The following is an 18,852-nucleotide window of genomic DNA, read 5'->3' on the forward strand; positions in this document are numbered from 1 at the left end:
AGCTTTTGCCCAGCAAGCCCCGACGGACTGGGGGGACCCGTGAGCGCCGCAGCAGCGGCACAACGGATCTGCTGCGGCTTTATCTCCAGGACATCGGCCGGGTCGACCTGCTCACCAATGAGGAGGAGGTCACCCTGGCCCGCCTGGTGCAGCGCCGCGAAGCACTGCTGCTCCAGCAACGGGAGCTGGCTGAGAGCGATGCCGCCATCGGTGAACTGCACCGTCTCGAAGAACTGCAACGCCGGGAAGCCAACCAGCACAGCCACTGGCCAACCAAGCAGGAATGGGCCCGGGCGGCAGGACTGCCCTTGCCCGAGTTGCAGCAGCGGATTGACCTGGGCTATCAGGCCTGGGCTGAGCAAGCCCAGCTGGAGGCCAAAGATCTGAAGCTGGCCCTCCGCAACGGGCGGCGAGCCAAAGACCACATGATTCAGGCCAACCTGCGCCTGGTGGTGGCGGTGGCCAAGAAGTACCAGCAGCGGGGCATGGAAATCCTGGATCTGGTCCAGGAGGGAACGCTCGGGCTGGAACGGGCCGTGGAAAAGTTTGATCCCACCCGCGGTTTCCGCTTCAGCACCTACGCCTACTGGTGGATCCGCCAGGGCATCACCCGGGCCATCGCCACCCAGAGCCGCACGATCCGGTTGCCCGTTCACGTCACCGAAAAACTGAACCGGATCAAACGGGTCCAGCAGGAGATTGCAAGCAACGAAGGACGCATTGCCTCGATCGCGGATCTGGCACGCGAATTGGGCATCAGTGAAGACACCGTGCGCCAGACCCTGGCCCGGGTGCCCCGCTCAGTGTCTCTGGACACCCGTGTCGGCCGCGAACAGGACACCCAGCTCGGAGATCTGATCGAGGACGGCCATGCCACCCCGGAGCAGACCCTCACCCACGACGAACTCCACAACGATCTGGAGGATCTCCTGGATGAGCTCACCAGTCGGGAGGCCGCTGTCCTGCGCCGGCGCTTCGGATTGGAGGACGACACGCCCCAGACCCTGGCCCAGATCGGGGAAGAACTGAAACTCTCAAGGGAGCGCGTTCGTCAGATCGAAACCCGCGCCCTGCTCAAACTGCGGCAACCCCAACGACGCAGCAAAGTCCGGGATTACATCCAGGGCCTGGATTCCTAAAACGCCGGTTCCCCCTGGAGCCGATGACCGACGCCAGCTAATTTGAAGAGTCGCCCGGCAGGTCATGGCCAAATTCGTCTTCATCACCGGTGGTGTGGTGTCCAGCATTGGCAAGGGAATCGTGGCGGCGAGCCTCGGCCGGTTGCTGAAGTCGCGGGGCTACAACGTTTCAATTCTCAAGCTGGATCCCTACCTGAATGTGGATCCCGGGACGATGAGCCCGTTCCAGCATGGTGAGGTCTTCGTCACGGAAGACGGCGCCGAAACCGATCTTGACCTGGGCCATTACGAACGCTTCACCGACACGGCGATGTCACGCCTGAACAGCGTGACCACCGGCTCGATCTACCAATCGGTGATCAACAAGGAGCGCCGCGGCGACTACAACGGCGGCACCGTTCAGGTGATTCCCCACATCACCGGCGAGATCCGCGAGCGCATCCACCGGGTTGCCTCCAACAGCAATGCCGATGTGGTGATCACGGAAATCGGCGGCACCGTGGGTGATATCGAATCACTGCCCTTCCTCGAAGCCATCCGTGAATTCCGGGAGGACGTGGGTCGCAACGACCTGGCCTACATCCACGTCACCCTGCTGCCCTTCATCGGCACCTCCGGCGAACTCAAAACCAAGCCCACACAACACTCGGTCAAGGAACTGCGTTCGATCGGCATCCAGCCGGATGTGCTCGTCTGCCGCAGTGATCGCGACATCAGCGACGATCTCAAGCGGAAAATCGGCGGCTTCTGCGGGGTGCCCACCCGCGCCGTGATTCCATCTCTGGATGCCGACAGCATCTATGCCGTGCCGCTGATCCTTGAGCAGGAGGGTCTGTGCCGTGAAGTGCTGGACGTGCTGAACCTGACCGACCATGACAGCGACATGGCGGCATGGGAAAAACTGGTCAACAAGCTGCGCAATCCCGGCCCATCGGTGAAGGTTGCCCTGGTGGGCAAGTACGTGCAGCTGAACGACGCCTATCTCTCCGTCGTCGAAGCGCTGCAGCATGCCTGCATTGCCCAGGATGCCTCCCTCGACCTGCACTGGGTCTGCGCCGAACAGATTGAAGCGGACGGCGCCGATGCACTCCTGCGCGGAATGGACGCTGTCGTCGTGCCCGGTGGCTTCGGCAACCGTGGGGTGGATGGAAAGATTGCAGCGATTCGCTGGGCTCGGGAACAACGGGTGCCCTTCCTTGGGCTCTGTCTTGGGATGCAAACCGCTGTGATCGAGTGGGCTCGCAACCAGGCCGGCCTCACCGAGGCCACCAGTGCTGAATTAAACGAGCACACGCCCCATCCCGTGATTCACCTGCTGCCGGAACAGCAGGACGTGGTTGACCTCGGCGGCACGATGCGCCTAGGGGTCTACCCCTGCAGGATTGCGCCGGGAACCCTCGCCCAGAGGCTTTACGGGGACGAGGTGGTCTACGAACGCCACCGCCACCGCTACGAATTCAACAACTCCTATCGCAATCTTTTCCTGGAATCCGGATATGTGGTGAGCGGCACGTCCCCGGACGGACGCCTGGTGGAGTTGATCGAACTGAAAGGGCATCCGTTCTTCACCGCCTGCCAGTACCACCCCGAATTCCTCTCCCGGCCTGGACAACCCCATCCGTTGTTCCGGGGATTGATCGAAGCAGCCCAACAACGCCTTCCGGATTCACCGGCTCAGGCCCTGCGTCAACAGGGGGACATTGCGATCCCATGAACCGCGTCGATGGCTGACTCTCGGTGTCTCCCGGTGGTGGAAACATTCCATTCCCTGCAGGGAGAGGGCCACCATGCCGGACGCAGTGCATTTTTCATTCGGCTCGCCGGCTGCACCGTGGGCTGTCCGTGGTGCGACACCAAGCACTCATGGCCGGCCCAAGGGCACCCTGAGCAACCCATCAATGCCTTGGCTGATGCCGCCCAGATGGCAGCTGAAGCCGGAGCCAGCTTCGTTGTGATCACCGGTGGAGAACCGCTGCATCACGATCTGCAGCCCCTCACCCAGGCCCTCGATGCGCGATGCGGTCTCCCCCTGCATCTGGAAACCAGCGGGGTGGATCCACTCAGCGGACGCTTCGATTGGATCACCCTCTCGCCAAAACGCCACCGCCCCCCACGGCAAGAGCTTTTGCAGGCCTGCCATGAGCTGAAGGTTGTGGTGCATGGCCCGGAAGACATCAGCTTCGCTGCAGCCATGGCGTGCAAGTGCGAAGACGACACAGAGCGGCTGCTGCAGCCGGGCTGGGAGAGCAGCATCGGAGAAGCCCTGGCTGTGGAGCATGTGCGTCAACACGCCCAATGGCGCCTCAGCCTGCAAAGCCACAAATGGCTTGGAATCCGCTGAAGGAGGCCGTTGAGGGCAGGGTCTGCTCCACTACGTTGAGGTTGAACAGAATTTGATCACCTGAGCCCATGACCTCAGTGGCCGTTCTGGGCACAGGCCTCCTTGGAACGGCGATCGCAACGCGATTGCTGGAGCAGGGTCTCAACGTCCACGTCTGGAATCGCGACCCCTCCCGCATCGTCTCCCTCGTGGAGAAGGGTGCGACAGCGATCGACGATCTGGGGCAAGCCGCGAAAAACAACAGCATCTTGATCACCGTTTTGCGTGACGGGGCAGCAACGGCATCCGTGATCGGCACGATTGGGGATCTGCAGAGCTCAACGGTGGTCCCGATGGGGACCATGGGAGTTGAGGAAAGTCGCAAGCTCGCCACACAGGTTGCGGACCAGGGAGGGCAGTATCTGGAAGCCCCGGTGCTCGGCAGCAAACCACAGGCGCTGAACGGATCGCTGCTGGTGATGGCCGGCGGCGAAGAGCAGGTCTTCGAAGAACAACGGCCACTCCTCTCTCATCTCTGCCAAGAGCCCCAGCTCGTGGGCCCCGTTGGCAGCGGCGCTGCCACCAAGCTGGCCCTCAATCAGTTGATCGCCAGCCTCACCCACAGCTTCTCCCTCTCCCTGCAACTGATTCAGCGGGCCGGCGTTCCTGTGGAAACGTTCATGGCCATCCTGCGGCCGTCTGCGCTCTACGCCCCCACCTTCGACAAGAAGCTGCAACGGATGCTGGATCACAGCTACGCCGATCCCAACTTCAGCACCGCCCTGCTGCGCAAAGACCTGCGCCTGTTCCTGGAGGAGGCGACAACAGCTGGGCTCCAGGATCAGGGGCTGAGCGGTTTGCTGTCCCTGCTTGAAAAAGCCAAGGGCACCGACCTTGATGAGCAGGACTATTGCGCCCTGCACGAACTCACGGTTCTGAGATGAGTCAACGCACTGCTATCGCGCTTCTGTCGGGAGGTTTGGATTCCGCCACCGCTGCGGCCCTCGCCCTTGAGCAGGGCGACCGCGTCATCGGCCTGTCCTTTGACTATGGCCAGCGCCATCGCCGCGAATTGGACGCCGCCGCTGCCGTTGCTGAACAGCTTGGCTTGGCAGAGCATCACTGCATCAGCGTGAATCTGGCCAGCTGGGGGGGCTCAGCCCTCACCGACGCCAGCATCTCGATCCCCACCGATGGCGTGGAGGAAGGCCGCATTCCGCCCACCTACGTGCCGGGGCGTAACACCGTGTTCATCTCCATTGGCCTCAGCCTGGCGGAGGCTCGCGGAGCCGAGAGGTTGGTGCTGGGGGTGAATGCTGTCGATTACTCGGGGTATCCCGACTGCCGGCCCGACTACCTCAACGCTTTTCAGACCCTGGCCGACCTGGCCAGCAAAGCCGGTCGGGAGGGCCATGGCGCCCAACTCTGGGCACCGCTTGTGCAGTGGAGCAAGGTGCGCATCGTTGAGGAAGCCCTTCGCCTGGGTGTTCCGATTAATACAACCTGGAGTTGCTACAGCGGCGGCACGCACCCCTGCGGTGTCTGCGACAGCTGTCGCATCCGTGATGCAGCGCTCCGCGAGGCAGGCCGGCCTGACCTCTGCAGTTCAACAGCGGCATGATCCGCCCCCAACGGCTTGAACTGCCCTGGCAGGAGCCCCACGCGCTCGCGAACCAACTGGCCCATGCCTACGGCGAAGAAGGCCTGGTCTGGCTGGATGGCGACGTCAGCAACCTGGGCCGATGGGCCACCCTGGCGGTGGCACCCCAGGAGATCATCTGCTGCCGTGGCCTCCCTGGAGAGTCAGGAGCCGGCAATCCCTTCGAGGCACTGCGGGGGCTTGCCCCAGGGCATTGGTGCGGCTGGCTGAGCTATGAAGCCGCCGCCTGGGTGGAACCGGGAAACCCCTGGGCCAGCGATGGCATGGCCACGCTTTGGATCGCCCGCCACGATCCGGTGCTTCGCTTTGATCTGCAAAAGCGCAGGCTGTGGATCGAAGCCAGCAGCACGGCTGCTTTGGAACGCCTCACCCAACAGCTGGCCTCCAGCCCTGAGCAGCCCAAAGACGAGGCCCCATCAATCCCCCTAACGGCCTGGAGTCACCACACCACACCCGAGCAGTACGCCGCAGGAGTGCAACGCATCCGTGATCTGATCGCTGCAGGTGATCTCTTCCAAGCCAATCTCACGGCCTGTTGCAGCACAGCTTGGCCCCAGGGAGGCAGTGCCCTCGAGCTGTTTCTCACCCTGAGGCAGGCCTGTCCTGCCCCCTTTGCAGGGCTGATCATCAGCGACCAGAACGAGGCGTTGCTGTCATCGTCCCCGGAGCGTTTTCTGCAGGTGAGTGCTGATGGAGCTGTACAAACCCGGCCGATCAAAGGCACCAGGCCGCGCCATGGCGACCCCGAACAGGATGCAAATCTCGCCGCGGAACTCGTGTGCAGCGACAAGGACCGGGCCGAGAACGTGATGATCGTCGACCTGCTGCGTAACGACCTCGGTCGTGCCTGCCAGCCGGGTTCGATTCAGGTTCCCCAACTGGTGGGTCTCGAAAGTTATGCCTCCGTGCATCACCTCACCTCAGTCGTGGAGGGACAACTTCAGGCCGGATTGAGCTGGGTCGATCTTCTGGAAGCCAGTTGGCCTGGGGGGTCGATCAGCGGGGCACCGAAACTGCGGGCCTGCCAACGTCTGCATGAGCTCGAGCCCACCAGCCGAGGGCCTTACTGCGGATCACTGCTGCGGGTCGACTGGGACGGCAGCTTCGACAGCAACATCTTGATCCGATCCTTGCTGCGCCAAGGCGACACCCTGCGGGCCCATGCCGGCTGCGGAATCGTCGCCGACTCTGATCCCCTTGGCGAAGCAGAGGAGTTGATGTGGAAACTGCAGCCCTTGCTGGAGGCGCTGGCATGAGCACCGCTATCGCCTGGATCGACGGCCAGTGGGGGACAGCTGCAAGCCTGCAGCTTCCCCTCGACGACCGCGCCCTGCTCCTGGCCGATGGCCTCTTTGAAACGGTGCTGATCCGCAACGGTGCACCGCAACTCCTGGAGGAGCACCTGCAGCGCTGGAGCGACAGTGCCGCTCTGCTGGGCATGGACCCGCCACCGCAGCGAAACGCACTGGAGCCTCTGCTTGGAGATGCGATTCAACGCAGCCAACTGAGCGAAGCCGATGGAGCCCTGCGCCTCAACTGGAGCCGGGGCAGCTCACCTCAGCGCGGAATCGGACTGCCGGCCCTAGGGCACCACCGCTTTTGGCTCACGCTCCAGACCTGCACACCAACATTTTCAGCCGTCACCACCATCACCAGTCGCCATGAGCGCCGCAACGCCTCCAGCCGCCTGAGCCGTTGCAAGACCTTTGCCTACGGGCAATCGATCCAGGCCCGCAGGGAAGCCCAGGAGCAAGGGGCCGACGATGCTCTGCTCCTGAACACGGCTGGAGCCCTGTGCTGCGGAACAGCGGCGAATCTGCTGGTCCGGCGTCGCGGACAGTGGCTGACACCGCCCCTCAGCAGCGGCTGCCTCCCAGGGGTGATGCGGGGCCGTGCACTGGCCCGGGGCATCGCGGTGGAAACCGAGCTGGCGGCCACGTTCGATATCGACGATCAGGCCGTTCTGATCAACAGCCTCAGCTGTCGACCTATCGCATCCCACAACGGGCAGCCCATGGCGGCAACCACTGCTGCAGTGGATCTATGGCAATCCCTACTCCATTGAGCCAAGAGCAAGCGATGGCCTAGATGCGAAGAATCCGGCGCACAGCCTCATCCCAACCGCTGGCATGGGGGGCTGCCGCCAGCTGGAAACGCCCGGCAGCGATCCCAGAACGCAACGCGGGATGGGGGCCATGGGCCCCGGGCACCACGACAGCGATGTCGGCCGCTTCGAGCAACGGCAGATCGTTGGGGGAATCCCCCAAGGCCAAGACCTTCACCTGCTCAGCACCCAGATGTCGCTTCAGGGTGGCCAACGCCTTGCCTTTGCTGATGTCTGGGCCCAGCAGGTGACCCATACGGTTGCCCTGCACCACCGTCAGGCCCATCCGCTGAACCAGAACCTCAAGCCGGCGACGCCCCTCTGCCGAGGGCGGCACAAAAGGCACGCTGCAGCACCGCCGCTGCGCCTGGCGTAAGGCTTCACCACCAAGCCCCAACAACCGCTGCCCTTCCGCCTCACTGAGTTCATCCAACGGACGCAGGGGCTCACCCAACTCGGCCTGAAGACGCTGCAACTGAGGTTTCAGCGCCGTCCAATCCGGGCCCAACGGCAGCTCCCAGGGCTCCCCTTCCGGAGTTTCCCCATGCACGGCGCCACCGTTTTCAACGATGTAGGGGTCATGCAGCCCCGCCTCGGCGCGAAAGCCGCGCACTTCCTCTGCCGTTTTGCTGGTGCAGGGAATCACCGGAATCCGGTGCTGTTGCAGCTGACGGATCAGATCCTTGGCCGGCGACCAGTCGTAGCTGTGATCCAGCAAGGTGCCATCGAGATCAGTCACCACCCACCACGCCGGCTCGACACTCGCGGTCATGGCTGAACAAACCAACGCACCGCATAAGGCTCTAGCGAATGCGACTGATGTGGTTCGAACACATGACCGCTCAGGCAATCGGCCCAGGGCTGGTTCAGATCACCACCCAGACCACTGAGGCGAAAGCTGAGGCGCGCTGCCGTGATGTTGTGGACAGCCACCAGCGTTTCCCCCCCGCGGGAACGCCGCAGGATGACGCAATCACTTCGGTCCGCGCTCAGCACCGTCATCGGGGCATCCGGGTGCAAGGCCGGATGAACAGCCCGTTCGGCCAGAGCCCGCCGCAACACCGGCAGTAGTGCGGAGACATCTGAATCGGGATCCGTCAGGCGGCGCTCCAGGGCCTGGGCCGTGAACTGGGGCCGATTCAGATCCCGGCGATGACCCGTGCGACGAAAGCGGGTCAGATCATTGGGAGCCGCCAGCAACGCCGGCAGATAGAAAGCGGGGACCCCTGGCAAGGCCAGGATCAACAGTTGGGTGAGCAGGAAGCGCTCCCGTTGGAGATACGTGGGATCAATCCCCCCATCCGCCATGGCACTCCACCAACTGATGTTGATCTCGTAGGGAACCTCCTCACCGGAACTGAGCATCCTGTGGCTGACCAGTCCACCCCGTTGCTCACAGCCGATCAACAGCTGCAGCAAGCGCTTCTGGGGCATCAGGCCCTCCAACGGCCGTAAACCGATGCCGTCATGACAGGCGGTGAAATTGAGCAACCCCGTTTGCGGCGGCAAGTCGGGCCAATGACTCAGCCAGGCATTGAGCAGATCGGCCCGACCACTGACGCTGGCCTCAAGCAGCAAGGGCGGCAGGGGAAAGTTGTAAGCGAGATGCGCTTCATCACCGCTCCTCAGATAGGAGAGGTTTTCTTGCTCCGGAACATTGGTCTCGGTGACCACAACGCCATCGGGTCCCACCTGATCGAGCAGCAGCCGCAGCACCCGAACCAGTTGATGGGCCTGCGGCAGATGGATGCATGAGGTGTGGGGTTCCTTCCAGACAAAACCCACGGCATCCAAACGGATCCACCGCACCCCATGCCGGGCCATGCGTTGCATCAGCCGGGCAAAGCCCAGCAGCACCTCCGCACTGCGCCAATTGAGATCCACCTGATCGGGGCCAAAGGTGGTCCAGACCTGACGCGCACCAACGGGGCCCCTCAATTGCGTGAACAGATTGGAACTGCGCGGACGAACCACATCCACCCAGCAGGGATCAGGGGCTGCCTCGAGCACACAGGAGCGGCCGGGCTGCTCATCCCGCATGAACTGCTGCACCCAGGGGTGAGAGGCCGACACGTGATTCAGAACCAGATCGGCCATCAGCCGTCGGCCCTGGGCCAGGGCGGCGAGATCATGCCAATCACCGAAACGCTGCTCAAGCGTCGTGTGGCTGGCCACCGCAAAACCGCCATCACTTGTGGATTGAAGAAACGGCAGCACATGAATCACAGCTGCGAAGGGCTGCAGATGGCGATTCACAAACGTCTTCAAGGCCTGAAGCCCAGGAAAACCCTGCTCACCAATGGTGTCGGCGTAGGTGATCAAGACCACATCGCCACCGTCCCAGCGATCGATGTGTTCTGCCATATCGCCATCTCCTGACGATTGGCTCAAGATCTGCAGCAATTGCGACGACAACTCCTTGCCATCCCCGGAAGAATCGTTCGGGTACAGATCGCCAAGCAGGGTCCGCAGCGTCTCGTCGCGCGGGGGCTGCATCACCTTCCTCCTCCAGACCTTTCAGGTATGGGGCAGGACTCTGACCTCTGTTGTTGCATCGAACACCACATGGATTTTCAGCAGGGCCTGATCAGCACCGTCCATGACTACAGCTTGGGCAATCTCGATGCGGTTGCCTTCAACCGGGAGCTGAGTCAGCGACCCACAACCCTGCTGATCCCCTGCCTAATGGAGGAATTCAGCCGCCCGGCCCTCGCCCTGATTCGCGACACACTTTCGAGCCTGAAGGGACTCAACGAACTGGTGGTGGCTTTGGCAGCCACGAGCGCCGAGGACGTCAAAGCGGCGGAAAAATTTTTCGAGGGGATGCCCTTCCCCGTTCGGGTGCACTGGACCAACGGCCCCGCCGTACGGGAGTTGCTCGAATCCGTCGGCGAACTGGGGCTCGACGTGACCGGACCACCAGGCAAGGGCTGGGCCGTCTGGCAGGGGCTCGGAGTGGCTTGCCAGAACGCTGAAGTTGTTGGCCTGTTCGATGCCGACATCAGAACCTTTGGATCGGCGTATCCAGAGCGGATGCTCCGTCCCCTGCTGGATCGATCCCACGGCATTGCCTACGTGAAGGCGTTCTACAGCCGCCTTTCCCTCGAAACCCAAGCGCTTCAGGGCCGAGCCACCCGTCTGTTTGTTGGCCCACTGCTGGCCAGCCTGGAGCAAATTTTCGGACCTCTGCCCTACCTGTCGTACCTGCAATCCTTCCGCTATCCCCTGGCTGGTGAATTCGCCTTCACCACCGATTTGGCGATGAATCTGCGCATCCCATCGGACTGGGGGCTGGAGGTGGGCCTGCTGTCTGAGGTGTATCGCCATGTGGCCTCCAGCCGAATCGCTCAAGTGGATCTGGGGTTGTTCGACCACAAACACAAGGAGCTGGGCCAACAACCCAGCGAAGGCCTGCAGCGCATGGCGGGCGAAATTTTCGGCACGGTGTTGCGCGGCCTGATGGAACACGAAGGCTGTGTGATGTCGATGGATCAACTACCGACCCTTGAAGTGCTTTACCGGCGGGTTGGTGAGGATCGCGTAAGGCAGTTCGGCCTTGATTCAGCCATCAATCGGTTGCCTTACGACCGCCATGGCGAAGAACTGGCGGTTCAAAACTTCGCCGGCCTGCTGCGACCCGGCCTGGCCAAACTGATGCAGGCGCCGATTGCCCACCAGCTGCCCAGCTGGTCGCGACTGCGCAGTTGCAATTCAGCCCTTCAAGCTGATCTGGCCGCAGCAGGACAGGCAGATCGCACATCCTTGAAACGCCCGAATCACAATCCGCAACGCATCACCTCTGAGCTCGCTGCTTGAAGCCAACGCATTGAGCCTCAGCCCAGCTGCTCCCGCTCTCGCGTGATCCAAACTGTTGCAGCGCGCTGGGAATGCCACGCCTGAAGCAATTGCTTGGCCAAAACCTGCAGCTGCTGTGGATCAATTGTTGATTCGATCGCGCGATTCATCCGCTCAACATCGAATTGCTGAGAAACACTCAAACCGATCGCTTTCTCCATTCTGCAATCCCCATGATCGACAAAGCAATCATGCAAAAAGCGGCGAAAAAGAATTGTTTCAGCTGAAACGAAAGAGCCACTCTGTGCGATCTTCAAAACGCTAGTGGGCACTCACTTCTCAAAGCCCAGAGCAAAATCGTGACGGTCGATACACAATTGACCGACTCTGTATCAACTCATCTGTATCAAATCTAAAGGCGTGCTGATTCGGTGACCAATCAAACACTCCTCTTGTCTTAAGACCACGAGATTGGCATCATTCCAGATGCTCAAGATGATTGAGTGTGTTTACCAAAACGACACCAGCCGAATGGTGATCGTGAAATGCATTGGTGCCGACCACTTCTACCGAGAGAAGGTGGTGATGCCCACAGAGGTCTTTTGGTTTGAAGCCCCCGAGGATGCGCGCCTGGAAATCTGGAAAATGTCGATGACAGGGCAGATGCTGCACGTGCGTGCCGACGTAAGCGATTACGCCATGAATGAAGAGCCTGCAACAGAATCCATCTGGGCCAGCTGAACTGACCCAGAAGAAGCCATCAGAAGCGAAGCTCTAAACGCTCAGGAACTGATCAACAACCGTCTGGCTGAGTTCACTGGTTGAGCCACTGGCAACAATGCCGCCCCGTTGCATGGCGTAGTAGCGGTCAGCCTGGCGAACGAAGTGCAGATGTTGCTCCACCAGCAACACTCCGATCCCGGTGTCGGCGATGATCCGCCGAACAGCAGCTTCAATATCCTGAACAATGTTGGGCTGAATGCCCTCCGTGGGCTCATCCAACAGCAGCAACTTTGGCTTGCCAAGCAACGCACGGGCGATGGCCAATTGTTGTTGCTGACCCCCACTCAAATCGCCGCCCTTACGCGGTAGAAACTCCTGAAGGATCGGAAACAGCTCATACACGAATGGATCAATGTGGCGATGCCGGGCCAATCCACCCGGCAACGCCTCCATCCCCAAAAGCAAGTTTTCTTCCACCGTGAGCTGGGGGATGATCTCGCGACCTTGCGGCACATAACCAATCCCGGCCCGAGCCCGCTGATGCGGTGCCTGACGATCCAATTGAGCACCGTCGAACGCCATGGTTCCGGAGCGGGGGCGCAACAGACCGATCAGCGATTTCAAAAGGGTGGTTTTACCCACACCATTGCGGCCGATCAGACAAACCATCTCCCCCGATTTCACGCTGAGATCAACATCCCGAAGAATGTGACTTTCGCCGTAAAAGGTGTTGAGGCCTTGAATCTCCAGCAGGTTCGTCATTGGTTCTCCTCCTCAGTGGTGCCGAGATAAACCTCAATCACCCGGGGATCAACCTGCACCTGATCCATCGTGCCCTCACAGAGGACATGGCCTTGGTGCAGCACCGTCACCGGACTTTCAAGCCGCCGTATGAATTCCATGTCGTGCTCAATCACCAGCACGGTGTGATCCCCGGCCAACGACTTGAGCAGATCCGCCGTCAGATCGGTCTCCTCATCCGTGAGCCCAGCCACCGGCTCATCCACCAGCAACAGGTCGGGATCCTGACCCACAAGCATGGCGATCTCAAGCCACTGCTTCTGGCCGTGGGACAACGACCCAGCAGCCCAATCGGCACGGTTCTGCAGATTGACGATGCTCATCAGGTGATGAACACGATCGCGCTGCTCCCCATTCAGGCCCCCCACGAGCAATGACCAGGGCTGCTTCGGCTGGCTGACCGCTAAAGCCAAGTTCTCCTGAACGCTGAGCTTCTCGAAAACACGAGGGCTCTGAAACTTGCGGCCGATGCCAAAGCGCGCGATGCGGTGCTCGCGCGTTCCCACTAAGGAGCGTCCTTTGAAGACCACATCCCCTTCCGTGGGAGCGGTCTTGCCAGTGATCACATCCAGGAACGTGGTCTTGCCGGCGCCATTCGGGCCGATCACGGCGCGCAGCTCCCCAGGCTGAAGGCTGAGGTTGAGATCGCGCAGCGCCAAAAAGCCATCAAAACTGACGGTGATTTGGCGCAACTCCAATAAAGCCGTGCTCATGACTGAACCTCTTCCTGACCTTCAAGATCGAGACGTGGATAGGTCTCACTCCGACGGGCAATGCCGAATCGGTTGAGCCAGTTGCGAGGGCCATCGCCTCGGAACCAGCCAATGACGCCCTCTGGCAAGGCCGTCACCACGAGGATGAACAGGCCCCCTTGGATGAACAGCCAACTTTGGGGGAGAGCTTCGCTCACCAAACTCTTGGCGTAGTTGATAGCCACAGCGCCAAGGATCGCTCCCACTAGCGTGCCTCGACCGCCCACAGCAACCCAGATCACCATCTCAATCGAGAAGGGAACGGTCATGTACTGCGGCGAAACGATGCCCGACTGAACGGTGTAAAGCGCACCACCGATGCCTGCCAAACCACCAGCGATGGCGAAGACGATCGTCTTGAACAGGGTTGGGTTGTAACCGGCAAAGCGCAGCCGGGGTTCGTCATCGCGAATGGCGATCAACACGTCTCCAAACCGGCCCCGCACCACCCAGCGCAGAAACAGCCAGGCCAGGATCACCACCACAGAGGTCAACCAGAAGAATCCCCTCTGCATCTCCGGGGAACCCACCATCTGGCCGAACAGCTGGGTCACATCGGTTTTAAGACCGTTGGTGCCGTTGATCAGCTTCTGCTGGCCGTTGAAGAAATTGAAGAAAACAAGCAGGGCCGCCTGGGTGAGGATCGAGAAATAGACCCCCTTGATCCGGTTACGGAACACCAGGTTGCCGAGCACGGCAGCCAGCACGGCTGGAACCAGCCAGATCGCCACCAAGGTGAACAGCGGGGAATGGAACGGCTCCCAGAAGGCGGGCAACCGATCCACGCCATACAGGCTGAAGAACTCGGGAATGCCATTGGGCAGATCACCCGAGCTGTTGAGCTGCAGGTACATCGCCACGGCGTAACCGCCGAGGGCAAAAAAGATGCCCTGGCCAAGGCTGAGCAACCCGGTGAAGCCCCAGATCAAGTCGATACCCAGGGCAACGATCGCCAATGAAAGGAAGCGACCCAACAGATTCAGCCGAAACACCGGCAAAACAGCGGGCGCGGCAACGATGGCCGCAACGATCACCACCCAAAGGATGATCAAAGGCCAACGGCGTTGTTGAAAGGCTTGGAACATCAGATCAGGCCTCCACCATGCGTCCTTTTTGCGGGAACAGACCCGCGGGACGGAATTGAAGGAACACCACGATCAGAGCGAACACCATCACCTGGGCCATGCTCGTGGTGGCGAAGAAATTCACCGCGCCGGCCAGGGGAGCTGGCATGTCAGGCCAGATCGTCAGCAGACGTCCAGCACCGATCAAGTCGGTGAGCAGGCCAATGGCAAAGGACGCGAGCACGGTGCCCAACAGGTTTCCGACGCCACCGAGCACCACCACCATGAAGCAGCCCACGATGTAGGAGCCGCCCACGTTGGGGCCCACCGAACCCAGCAGGGAAACAGCAACCCCCGCCACACCGGCCAAACCGGAGCCGATGCCAAAGGTGAGCACATCAACGGTGTCGGTGGGGATGCCAAGGCAATCACTCATCGAACGGTTCTGAGTCACAGCACGAATGCGCATTCCCCACACGCTTTTGTTGAGGAACCACGTCACCCCAACCACCGCAACGATGGTGATCACGATGATCACCAGGCGCGGCACGGGAAAGGTGATGTCCATGAATTCGATCCCGCCGCGCATCCATTTGGGTGCCGTCACATCCACATTGCGGGAGGTGGCCCTGGCGATGCGGCTGATTTGTGAGGCCAGGCCACCGGCCAGCAGCACACCGCCCAGGGCTGAAACAGCCCAACTCCCCGCACGCACCAAACGAGCCCGAGGCCCCGAAAGAAGCGAGGAGGGAAGCAGCAGCGGCAGGCCAAAGCCCAGCACCAGCGCCAGGATCAGGCCGGCGGCGTGGGCCAGGGCAACACTCCGCACGAACTGCTGAAGAATCAAGCTGACGCCCCAGGTCGCGAGCAGGGTCTCCAGCGGGTTGCCGTAGAGCCGGCGAATCACGGTACGTTCCAGCAGGATGCCGACCACACCACTGACGATGAAAGCCAGGGGAAGCGCCACCAGCACGTAGGCGTTGTAAACCGGCTGCAGCGCAGGCAGCTTGAAGATCAGCTGCACCACGTAGGTGGTGTAGGCCCCAAGCATGATCAGCTCACCATGGGCGAGGTTGATCACGCCCATGAGGCCGAAGACAATGGCCAGTCCGAGGGCGGCCATCAGCAGCACCGAGCCGATGGCAACACCGTTGAACAGGCTTTCGAGAAGCAGTTGCACGGACGTGTGAAACGAAGCGTTCAATGAAACGACGAAAGGAGGAGCCCGTCACCGGGCTCCTCCCTGAAGAGCAATCAGGCTGTGATCAGAAGATCAGAGCTTGTACTTCTCACCCTTGGCGGCGTCGGTCCAGTCGCAAGCGAAGCCCTTGGAGCTGGGCTCGAACTGGTTCCAGGCCTGAGGAGCCACGGGGCCATCGGTGGATTCGAGGATCTCGAACTGGCCGTCAGCAGTGATCTGGCCGATGCGCACGGTCTGGGAGAGGTGGTGGTTGGGCATCACCTTCACAGGTCCCTGAGGAGCGTCAAACTCGATGCCGACCAGGGCCTCACGCACCTTGTCGTCGTCGAAGCTGTTGGCCTTCTCGACAGCCTTCTTCCACAGGTAGACCATGTTGTAGGCCGACTCCTGAGGGTCAGCGACCTGGCGGTCGGCGCCGTACTTGGCCTTGAAGTCAGCAGCGAACTTCTTGGATGCCGGGGTGTCGATCGACATCATGTAGTTCCAAGCGCCGTAGTGGCCCTCAAGGAACTCAGAACCGATGGTGCTGATCTCCTCTTCCGCGATGGAGTAGCTCATCACGTAGTAGCCGTTATCGGGGGTGATGCCGGCGTCCTGGATCTGCTTGAAGAAGGCGACGTTCTGGTCACCATTCAGGGTGTTGATGATCACACCACCGTCAGGCAGGGCCTTCTTGATCTTGGCGATGATCGGAGCAACCTCGGTGTTGCCCAGGGGCAGGTAGTCCTCACCGACCACTTCGCCACCCAGGGACTTGAGCTGTTCCTTGGTGATGGTGTTGGAGGTGCGGGGGAAGACGTAGTCCGAACCCACGAGGAAGAAGGGCTTGCCAGCGGCAGGCGACTTCTCATACATGAATTTGGTGGCAGGCTCCGACTGCTGGTTCGGAGTGGCACCGGTGTAGAAGATGTTGTTGGAACACTCCTGACCCTCGTACTGAATCGGGTAGTAGAGGAAAGCGTTCTTCGACTCGTACACAGGCAGCATCGCCTTGCGGCTGGCGGAGGTCCAGCCACCGAAGACCACGGGCACCTGGTCCTGGTCGATCAGCTTCTTGGACTTCTCAGCGAAGGTGGGCCAATCGGAGGCACCGTCCTCGACGATGTACTCGATCTTGTACTTCTTGCCATCAACTTCAACGCCACCGGCGGCGTTGATCTCATCGATCGCCATTTTCTCGGTGTCCACCAGGGTGGACTCGGAGATGGCCATGGTGCCGGTCAGCGAGTGCAGGATGCCGACGGTGACGCTGTCGTCGTAGTCAACGTTGGCAGCCTTGTCACCGCCACCGCATGCGGTCACGGCAAGGCCCAGCGATGCCGCGGCCATGCCGGCGAACAGACGCTTAGAGAGAGAAGAGCTCATGGTGTTCCAAAACAGGAATGTGCCTGACGGCAGCTGATGGAAGGTACGGATCAGCGCGTCCTAGTTTTGGTATCAAGAAGAACTAAATAGCGAGCCCAGCAGCAGCGAATCATCGATTCGGTAGCTGTTGCAACAGGAACCCCACCACCTGCTCCAGGCCTTCGCCGCTGTGGAGATTGGTGAAACACCAAGGCCGGTCTCCCCGCATCCGCCGGGTGTCCTGTTCCATCGCTGAAAGATCGGCACCAACCTGGGGAGCCAGATCAATCTTGTTGATCACCAGTAGGTCAGAGCGGGTGATGCCAGGCCCTCCTTTACGGGGGATCTTGTCGCCGGCCGCCACATCAATCACGTAGATGCAGAGATCCACCAGTTCCGGACTAAAGCTCGCCGCCAGGTTGTCGCCGCCGCTCTCAACCAGAACAAGATCGAGATTCGGAAACTGCGTCTCCAGCTCCGCCACGGCAGCTCGGTTGATCGAGCAGTCTTCACGGATCGCTGTGTGAGGGCAACCACCGGTCTCCACGCCACGGATCCGCTCTGGATCCAGGGCACCCGCACGGGTGAGGAACTGGGCATCCTCCTGGGTGTAGATGTCGTTGGTGACCACCGCGAGCTGGAGCTCGTCGCGCAAGCGGCGACAGAGGGCCTCCACCAGTGCGGTCTTGCCGGATCCCACAGGGCCCGCCACCCCCAGGCGCAGTTTGCTGCTCATCAGCTTCGAAACAGGCGTGAATACAGCTCAGCATGGGCAAGCTGCGCCATGCCCGCACCCACACCGCTGCTCCAGAGCTGCTGGGGATCGGCCGCCTGGAGCTGCTGCGCTTGGGAGGCAATCAGCAGCAGCAGCCGCTGTTGCAGCACCTGCGCTCGGGAGGGACCCAACGGCAGCAGCCGCACCGAGGCACTGAGCTGATTGGCAACCCAGCCGTAGAGGTACCCCTCCACCATGTCTCCCCCTGAAACCGACAGGCGCACAGCGGCCCAGGCCCAAGCCGCTGGCCAGCTCAGGGCCACAGGTTCAGGCAGGTCGTGCCCCATATCCGACATCAACTGCAGCAGCGACATCCCCATCTGACGCTGCTGCGCTCGCAACTCCGCGGCCTCGCGGGTGGCCAACAGCCAACCATCAAGATCGATCAGGCGCCCCTTGGCCGCCGCATCGGCCTGGGTGGACCACCCCACCAAAGCCTCCGCCAGAGGCCTTAATGCCGCGGCTTCCAGCCGCACCGCGCCCCGTTGCAGTTCAGCCTCCAACCAAGCCTGGATGGCCTGCTCATCGGCGATGGAGCCCGCCTGAATCAACACCTCCAGCCCCTCTGAATAGCTGAAGGCACCCACGGGCAGGGCAGGGCTGACCAGTTGCAGCAACGCAAGGGACGTCATCCGTGCTGATGGCCTCCATAGGCACCGCCTTCAGGGGCAAACGGCTGCAGACAGCGACTCACCGTCAATCCCCGCCCTTCCAGCATCGTGGCGAGAACGGAATCCTCCGGCAGCAACAGCTCCTGCTCATGCAGCTCCAGGGCGACATGGCGATTGCCCAGGTGATAAGCCGCCTGCAACAGCTCCAGGGGATGCGATCCCTGCACCCGCAGCAACGCCTCCGGCGCTGCCGTCACCTCCACAACGGTCGAACCGGACTGATCCCCCAACAAGTCACCGGGCTGGAGAGAACCCTCACGGGGCAACTGCAGAAGCACCGGACGACCGCAGGAGGTGGTGCGACGGCCCCGCAGCACCGTGCGCTCTTCGGCCGTTAACGGCAACTGCAGATTGGCCGTGGCACTGCTGTTCTGAAGGCGCTGCTCCAACACGACCACCGCATCCGTCACCAGCAGCTCCTCTCCAGTTCCAAAACAAAAGCGTGCCGATCAATCAGCAGCGCTTTGGTGTGCATTGCTACAGAGTTGAAGCCGGTGGCGGCG

At 61.4% G+C, this 18,852-nt stretch carries 20 protein-coding genes; 9 read left to right on the top strand and 11 right to left on the bottom strand.

Features of this window, described 5'->3' with window-relative positions:
- The first annotated feature begins 5 nt into the window (after positions 1 to 5).
- From DXY04_RS03230 to DXY04_RS03260, 7 genes are all read left to right on the top strand, one after another.
- Positions 6 to 1,139 carry an RpoD/SigA family RNA polymerase sigma factor gene (locus DXY04_RS03230; protein ID WP_114988733.1) on the top strand — a complete coding sequence of 378 codons (1,134 nt, stop codon included), beginning with the start codon at positions 6 to 8 and terminating at the stop codon, positions 1,137 to 1,139.
- 64 nt (positions 1,140 to 1,203) lie between these two features.
- Positions 1,204 to 2,853 (top strand): CTP synthase, encoded by a 1,650-nt coding sequence (locus DXY04_RS03235; protein ID WP_115160961.1) that lies wholly within the window; start codon positions 1,204 to 1,206, stop codon positions 2,851 to 2,853.
- 9 nt (positions 2,854 to 2,862) lie between these two features.
- Positions 2,863 to 3,480 (top strand): 7-carboxy-7-deazaguanine synthase QueE, encoded by a 618-nt coding sequence (locus tag DXY04_RS03240; protein WP_115160962.1) that lies wholly within the window; start codon positions 2,863 to 2,865, stop codon positions 3,478 to 3,480.
- A 68-nt stretch (positions 3,481 to 3,548) separates the two neighbouring features.
- The gene (locus DXY04_RS03245) at positions 3,549 to 4,403 is read left to right on the top strand and encodes an NAD(P)-dependent oxidoreductase (protein WP_115160963.1); all 855 of its coding nucleotides are present in this window, start codon (positions 3,549 to 3,551) and stop codon (positions 4,401 to 4,403) included.
- The gene (queC, locus tag DXY04_RS03250; RefSeq protein ID WP_115160964.1) at positions 4,400 to 5,080 is read left to right on the top strand and encodes a 7-cyano-7-deazaguanine synthase QueC; all 681 of its coding nucleotides are present in this window, start codon (positions 4,400 to 4,402) and stop codon (positions 5,078 to 5,080) included. The genes DXY04_RS03245 and queC overlap by 4 nt, the downstream gene beginning before the upstream one ends.
- Positions 5,077 to 6,375, top strand: a complete 1,299-nt coding sequence (locus tag DXY04_RS03255) for an anthranilate synthase component I family protein (protein ID WP_115160965.1) — start codon at positions 5,077 to 5,079, stop codon at positions 6,373 to 6,375. The genes queC and DXY04_RS03255 overlap by 4 nt, the downstream gene beginning before the upstream one ends.
- Positions 6,372 to 7,184, top strand: a complete 813-nt coding sequence (locus DXY04_RS03260) for an aminotransferase class IV (RefSeq protein WP_115160966.1) — start codon at positions 6,372 to 6,374, stop codon at positions 7,182 to 7,184. Before DXY04_RS03255 ends, DXY04_RS03260 begins: the two co-directional genes overlap by 4 nt.
- Before the next feature lie 19 nt (positions 7,185 to 7,203).
- On the opposite strand, the gene DXY04_RS03265 is transcribed toward DXY04_RS03260, so the two are convergent.
- A complete protein-coding gene (locus DXY04_RS03265; protein ID WP_115160967.1) occupies positions 7,204 to 7,995 on the bottom strand; it encodes an HAD-IIB family hydrolase in 792 nt (263 codons plus the stop codon).
- Positions 7,992 to 9,719, bottom strand: a complete 1,728-nt coding sequence (locus DXY04_RS03270) for an alpha-amylase family glycosyl hydrolase (RefSeq protein ID WP_115160968.1) — start codon at positions 9,717 to 9,719, stop codon at positions 7,992 to 7,994. The genes DXY04_RS03265 and DXY04_RS03270 overlap by 4 nt, the downstream gene beginning before the upstream one ends.
- A gap of 69 nt (positions 9,720 to 9,788) precedes the next feature.
- Between DXY04_RS03270 and DXY04_RS03275 the strand changes: the two genes are divergently transcribed.
- Entirely contained in the window at positions 9,789 to 11,039 is a 1,251-nt protein-coding gene (locus tag DXY04_RS03275; RefSeq protein WP_115160969.1) for a glycosyl transferase, read from the top strand.
- Between the two features lie 17 nt (positions 11,040 to 11,056).
- Here DXY04_RS03275 and DXY04_RS03280 read toward each other — a convergent pair whose 3' ends face one another.
- A complete protein-coding gene (locus DXY04_RS03280; protein WP_370586614.1) occupies positions 11,057 to 11,335 on the bottom strand; it encodes a hypothetical protein in 279 nt (92 codons plus the stop codon).
- Positions 11,336 to 11,513: 178 nt separating this feature from the next.
- Here DXY04_RS03280 and DXY04_RS03285 point away from each other — a divergent pair, with 178 nt between their 5' ends.
- Positions 11,514 to 11,759 (top strand): DUF1830 domain-containing protein, encoded by a 246-nt coding sequence (locus tag DXY04_RS03285; protein ID WP_170950888.1) that lies wholly within the window; start codon positions 11,514 to 11,516, stop codon positions 11,757 to 11,759.
- A 33-nt stretch (positions 11,760 to 11,792) separates the two neighbouring features.
- Here DXY04_RS03285 and urtE read toward each other — a convergent pair whose 3' ends face one another.
- The 8 genes from urtE to ureE form a co-directional block, all read right to left on the bottom strand.
- On the bottom strand, positions 11,793 to 12,503 hold the full coding sequence (gene urtE / locus DXY04_RS03290; RefSeq protein ID WP_115009797.1) for an urea ABC transporter ATP-binding subunit UrtE: 711 nt from the start codon (positions 12,501 to 12,503) through the stop codon (positions 11,793 to 11,795).
- Positions 12,500 to 13,255 (bottom strand): urea ABC transporter ATP-binding protein UrtD, encoded by a 756-nt coding sequence (urtD, locus tag DXY04_RS03295; protein ID WP_115160970.1) that lies wholly within the window; start codon positions 13,253 to 13,255, stop codon positions 12,500 to 12,502. The genes urtE and urtD overlap by 4 nt, the downstream gene beginning before the upstream one ends.
- Positions 13,252 to 14,379 (bottom strand): urea ABC transporter permease subunit UrtC, encoded by a 1,128-nt coding sequence (gene urtC, locus DXY04_RS03300; protein ID WP_115160971.1) that lies wholly within the window; start codon positions 14,377 to 14,379, stop codon positions 13,252 to 13,254. The genes urtD and urtC overlap by 4 nt, the downstream gene beginning before the upstream one ends.
- Before the next feature lie 4 nt (positions 14,380 to 14,383).
- Positions 14,384 to 15,538 carry a branched-chain amino acid ABC transporter permease gene (locus tag DXY04_RS03305; protein WP_115131366.1) on the bottom strand — a complete coding sequence of 385 codons (1,155 nt, stop codon included), beginning with the start codon at positions 15,536 to 15,538 and terminating at the stop codon, positions 14,384 to 14,386.
- Between the two features lie 93 nt (positions 15,539 to 15,631).
- Entirely contained in the window at positions 15,632 to 16,924 is a 1,293-nt protein-coding gene (gene urtA, locus DXY04_RS03310) for an urea ABC transporter substrate-binding protein (RefSeq protein ID WP_115009793.1), read from the bottom strand.
- A 109-nt stretch (positions 16,925 to 17,033) separates the two neighbouring features.
- Positions 17,034 to 17,639 (bottom strand): urease accessory protein UreG, encoded by a 606-nt coding sequence (gene ureG / locus DXY04_RS03315; RefSeq protein WP_115160972.1) that lies wholly within the window; start codon positions 17,637 to 17,639, stop codon positions 17,034 to 17,036.
- Positions 17,639 to 18,310, bottom strand: coding sequence for an urease accessory protein UreF (locus tag DXY04_RS03320; protein ID WP_115160973.1), 672 nt, complete (start codon positions 18,308 to 18,310; stop codon positions 17,639 to 17,641). Before DXY04_RS03320 ends, ureG begins: the two co-directional genes overlap by 1 nt.
- On the bottom strand, positions 18,307 to 18,759 hold the full coding sequence (gene ureE / locus DXY04_RS03325) for an urease accessory protein UreE (RefSeq protein WP_115160974.1): 453 nt from the start codon (positions 18,757 to 18,759) through the stop codon (positions 18,307 to 18,309). The genes DXY04_RS03320 and ureE overlap by 4 nt, the downstream gene beginning before the upstream one ends.
- Positions 18,760 to 18,852 lie beyond the last annotated feature (93 nt).

Origin of the sequence: Synechococcus sp. UW86 (assembly GCF_900474085.1) — a bacterium.
Lineage (GTDB): Bacteria > Cyanobacteriota > Cyanobacteriia > PCC-6307 > Cyanobiaceae > Parasynechococcus.

Bases quoted from the DNA above. Each gene is read 5' to 3' on its own strand.
- DXY04_RS03235 (WP_115160961.1), top strand. From the start codon at position 1,204: ATGGCCAAATTCGTCTTCATCACCGGTGGTGTGGTGTCCAGCATTGGC.
- DXY04_RS03240 (WP_115160962.1), top strand. From the start codon at position 2,863: ATGGCTGACTCTCGGTGTCTCCCGGTGGTGGAAACATTCCATTCCCTG.
- DXY04_RS03245 (WP_115160963.1), top strand. From the start codon at position 3,549: ATGACCTCAGTGGCCGTTCTGGGCACAGGCCTCCTTGGAACGGCGATC.
- queC (WP_115160964.1), top strand. From the start codon at position 4,400: ATGAGTCAACGCACTGCTATCGCGCTTCTGTCGGGAGGTTTGGATTCC.
- DXY04_RS03255 (WP_115160965.1), top strand. From the start codon at position 5,077: ATGATCCGCCCCCAACGGCTTGAACTGCCCTGGCAGGAGCCCCACGCG.
- DXY04_RS03260 (WP_115160966.1), top strand. From the start codon at position 6,372: ATGAGCACCGCTATCGCCTGGATCGACGGCCAGTGGGGGACAGCTGCA.
- DXY04_RS03265 (WP_115160967.1), bottom strand. From the start codon at position 7,995: ATGACCGCGAGTGTCGAGCCGGCGTGGTGGGTGGTGACTGATCTCGAT.
- DXY04_RS03270 (WP_115160968.1), bottom strand. From the start codon at position 9,719: ATGCAGCCCCCGCGCGACGAGACGCTGCGGACCCTGCTTGGCGATCTG.
- DXY04_RS03275 (WP_115160969.1), top strand. From the start codon at position 9,789: ATGGATTTTCAGCAGGGCCTGATCAGCACCGTCCATGACTACAGCTTG.
- DXY04_RS03285 (WP_170950888.1), top strand. From the start codon at position 11,514: ATGATTGAGTGTGTTTACCAAAACGACACCAGCCGAATGGTGATCGTG.
- urtE (WP_115009797.1), bottom strand. From the start codon at position 12,503: ATGACGAACCTGCTGGAGATTCAAGGCCTCAACACCTTTTACGGCGAA.
- urtD (WP_115160970.1), bottom strand. From the start codon at position 13,255: ATGAGCACGGCTTTATTGGAGTTGCGCCAAATCACCGTCAGTTTTGAT.
- urtC (WP_115160971.1), bottom strand. From the start codon at position 14,379: ATGTTCCAAGCCTTTCAACAACGCCGTTGGCCTTTGATCATCCTTTGG.
- urtA (WP_115009793.1), bottom strand. From the start codon at position 16,924: ATGAGCTCTTCTCTCTCTAAGCGTCTGTTCGCCGGCATGGCCGCGGCA.
- ureG (WP_115160972.1), bottom strand. From the start codon at position 17,639: ATGAGCAGCAAACTGCGCCTGGGGGTGGCGGGCCCTGTGGGATCCGGC.
- DXY04_RS03320 (WP_115160973.1), bottom strand. From the start codon at position 18,310: ATGACGTCCCTTGCGTTGCTGCAACTGGTCAGCCCTGCCCTGCCCGTG.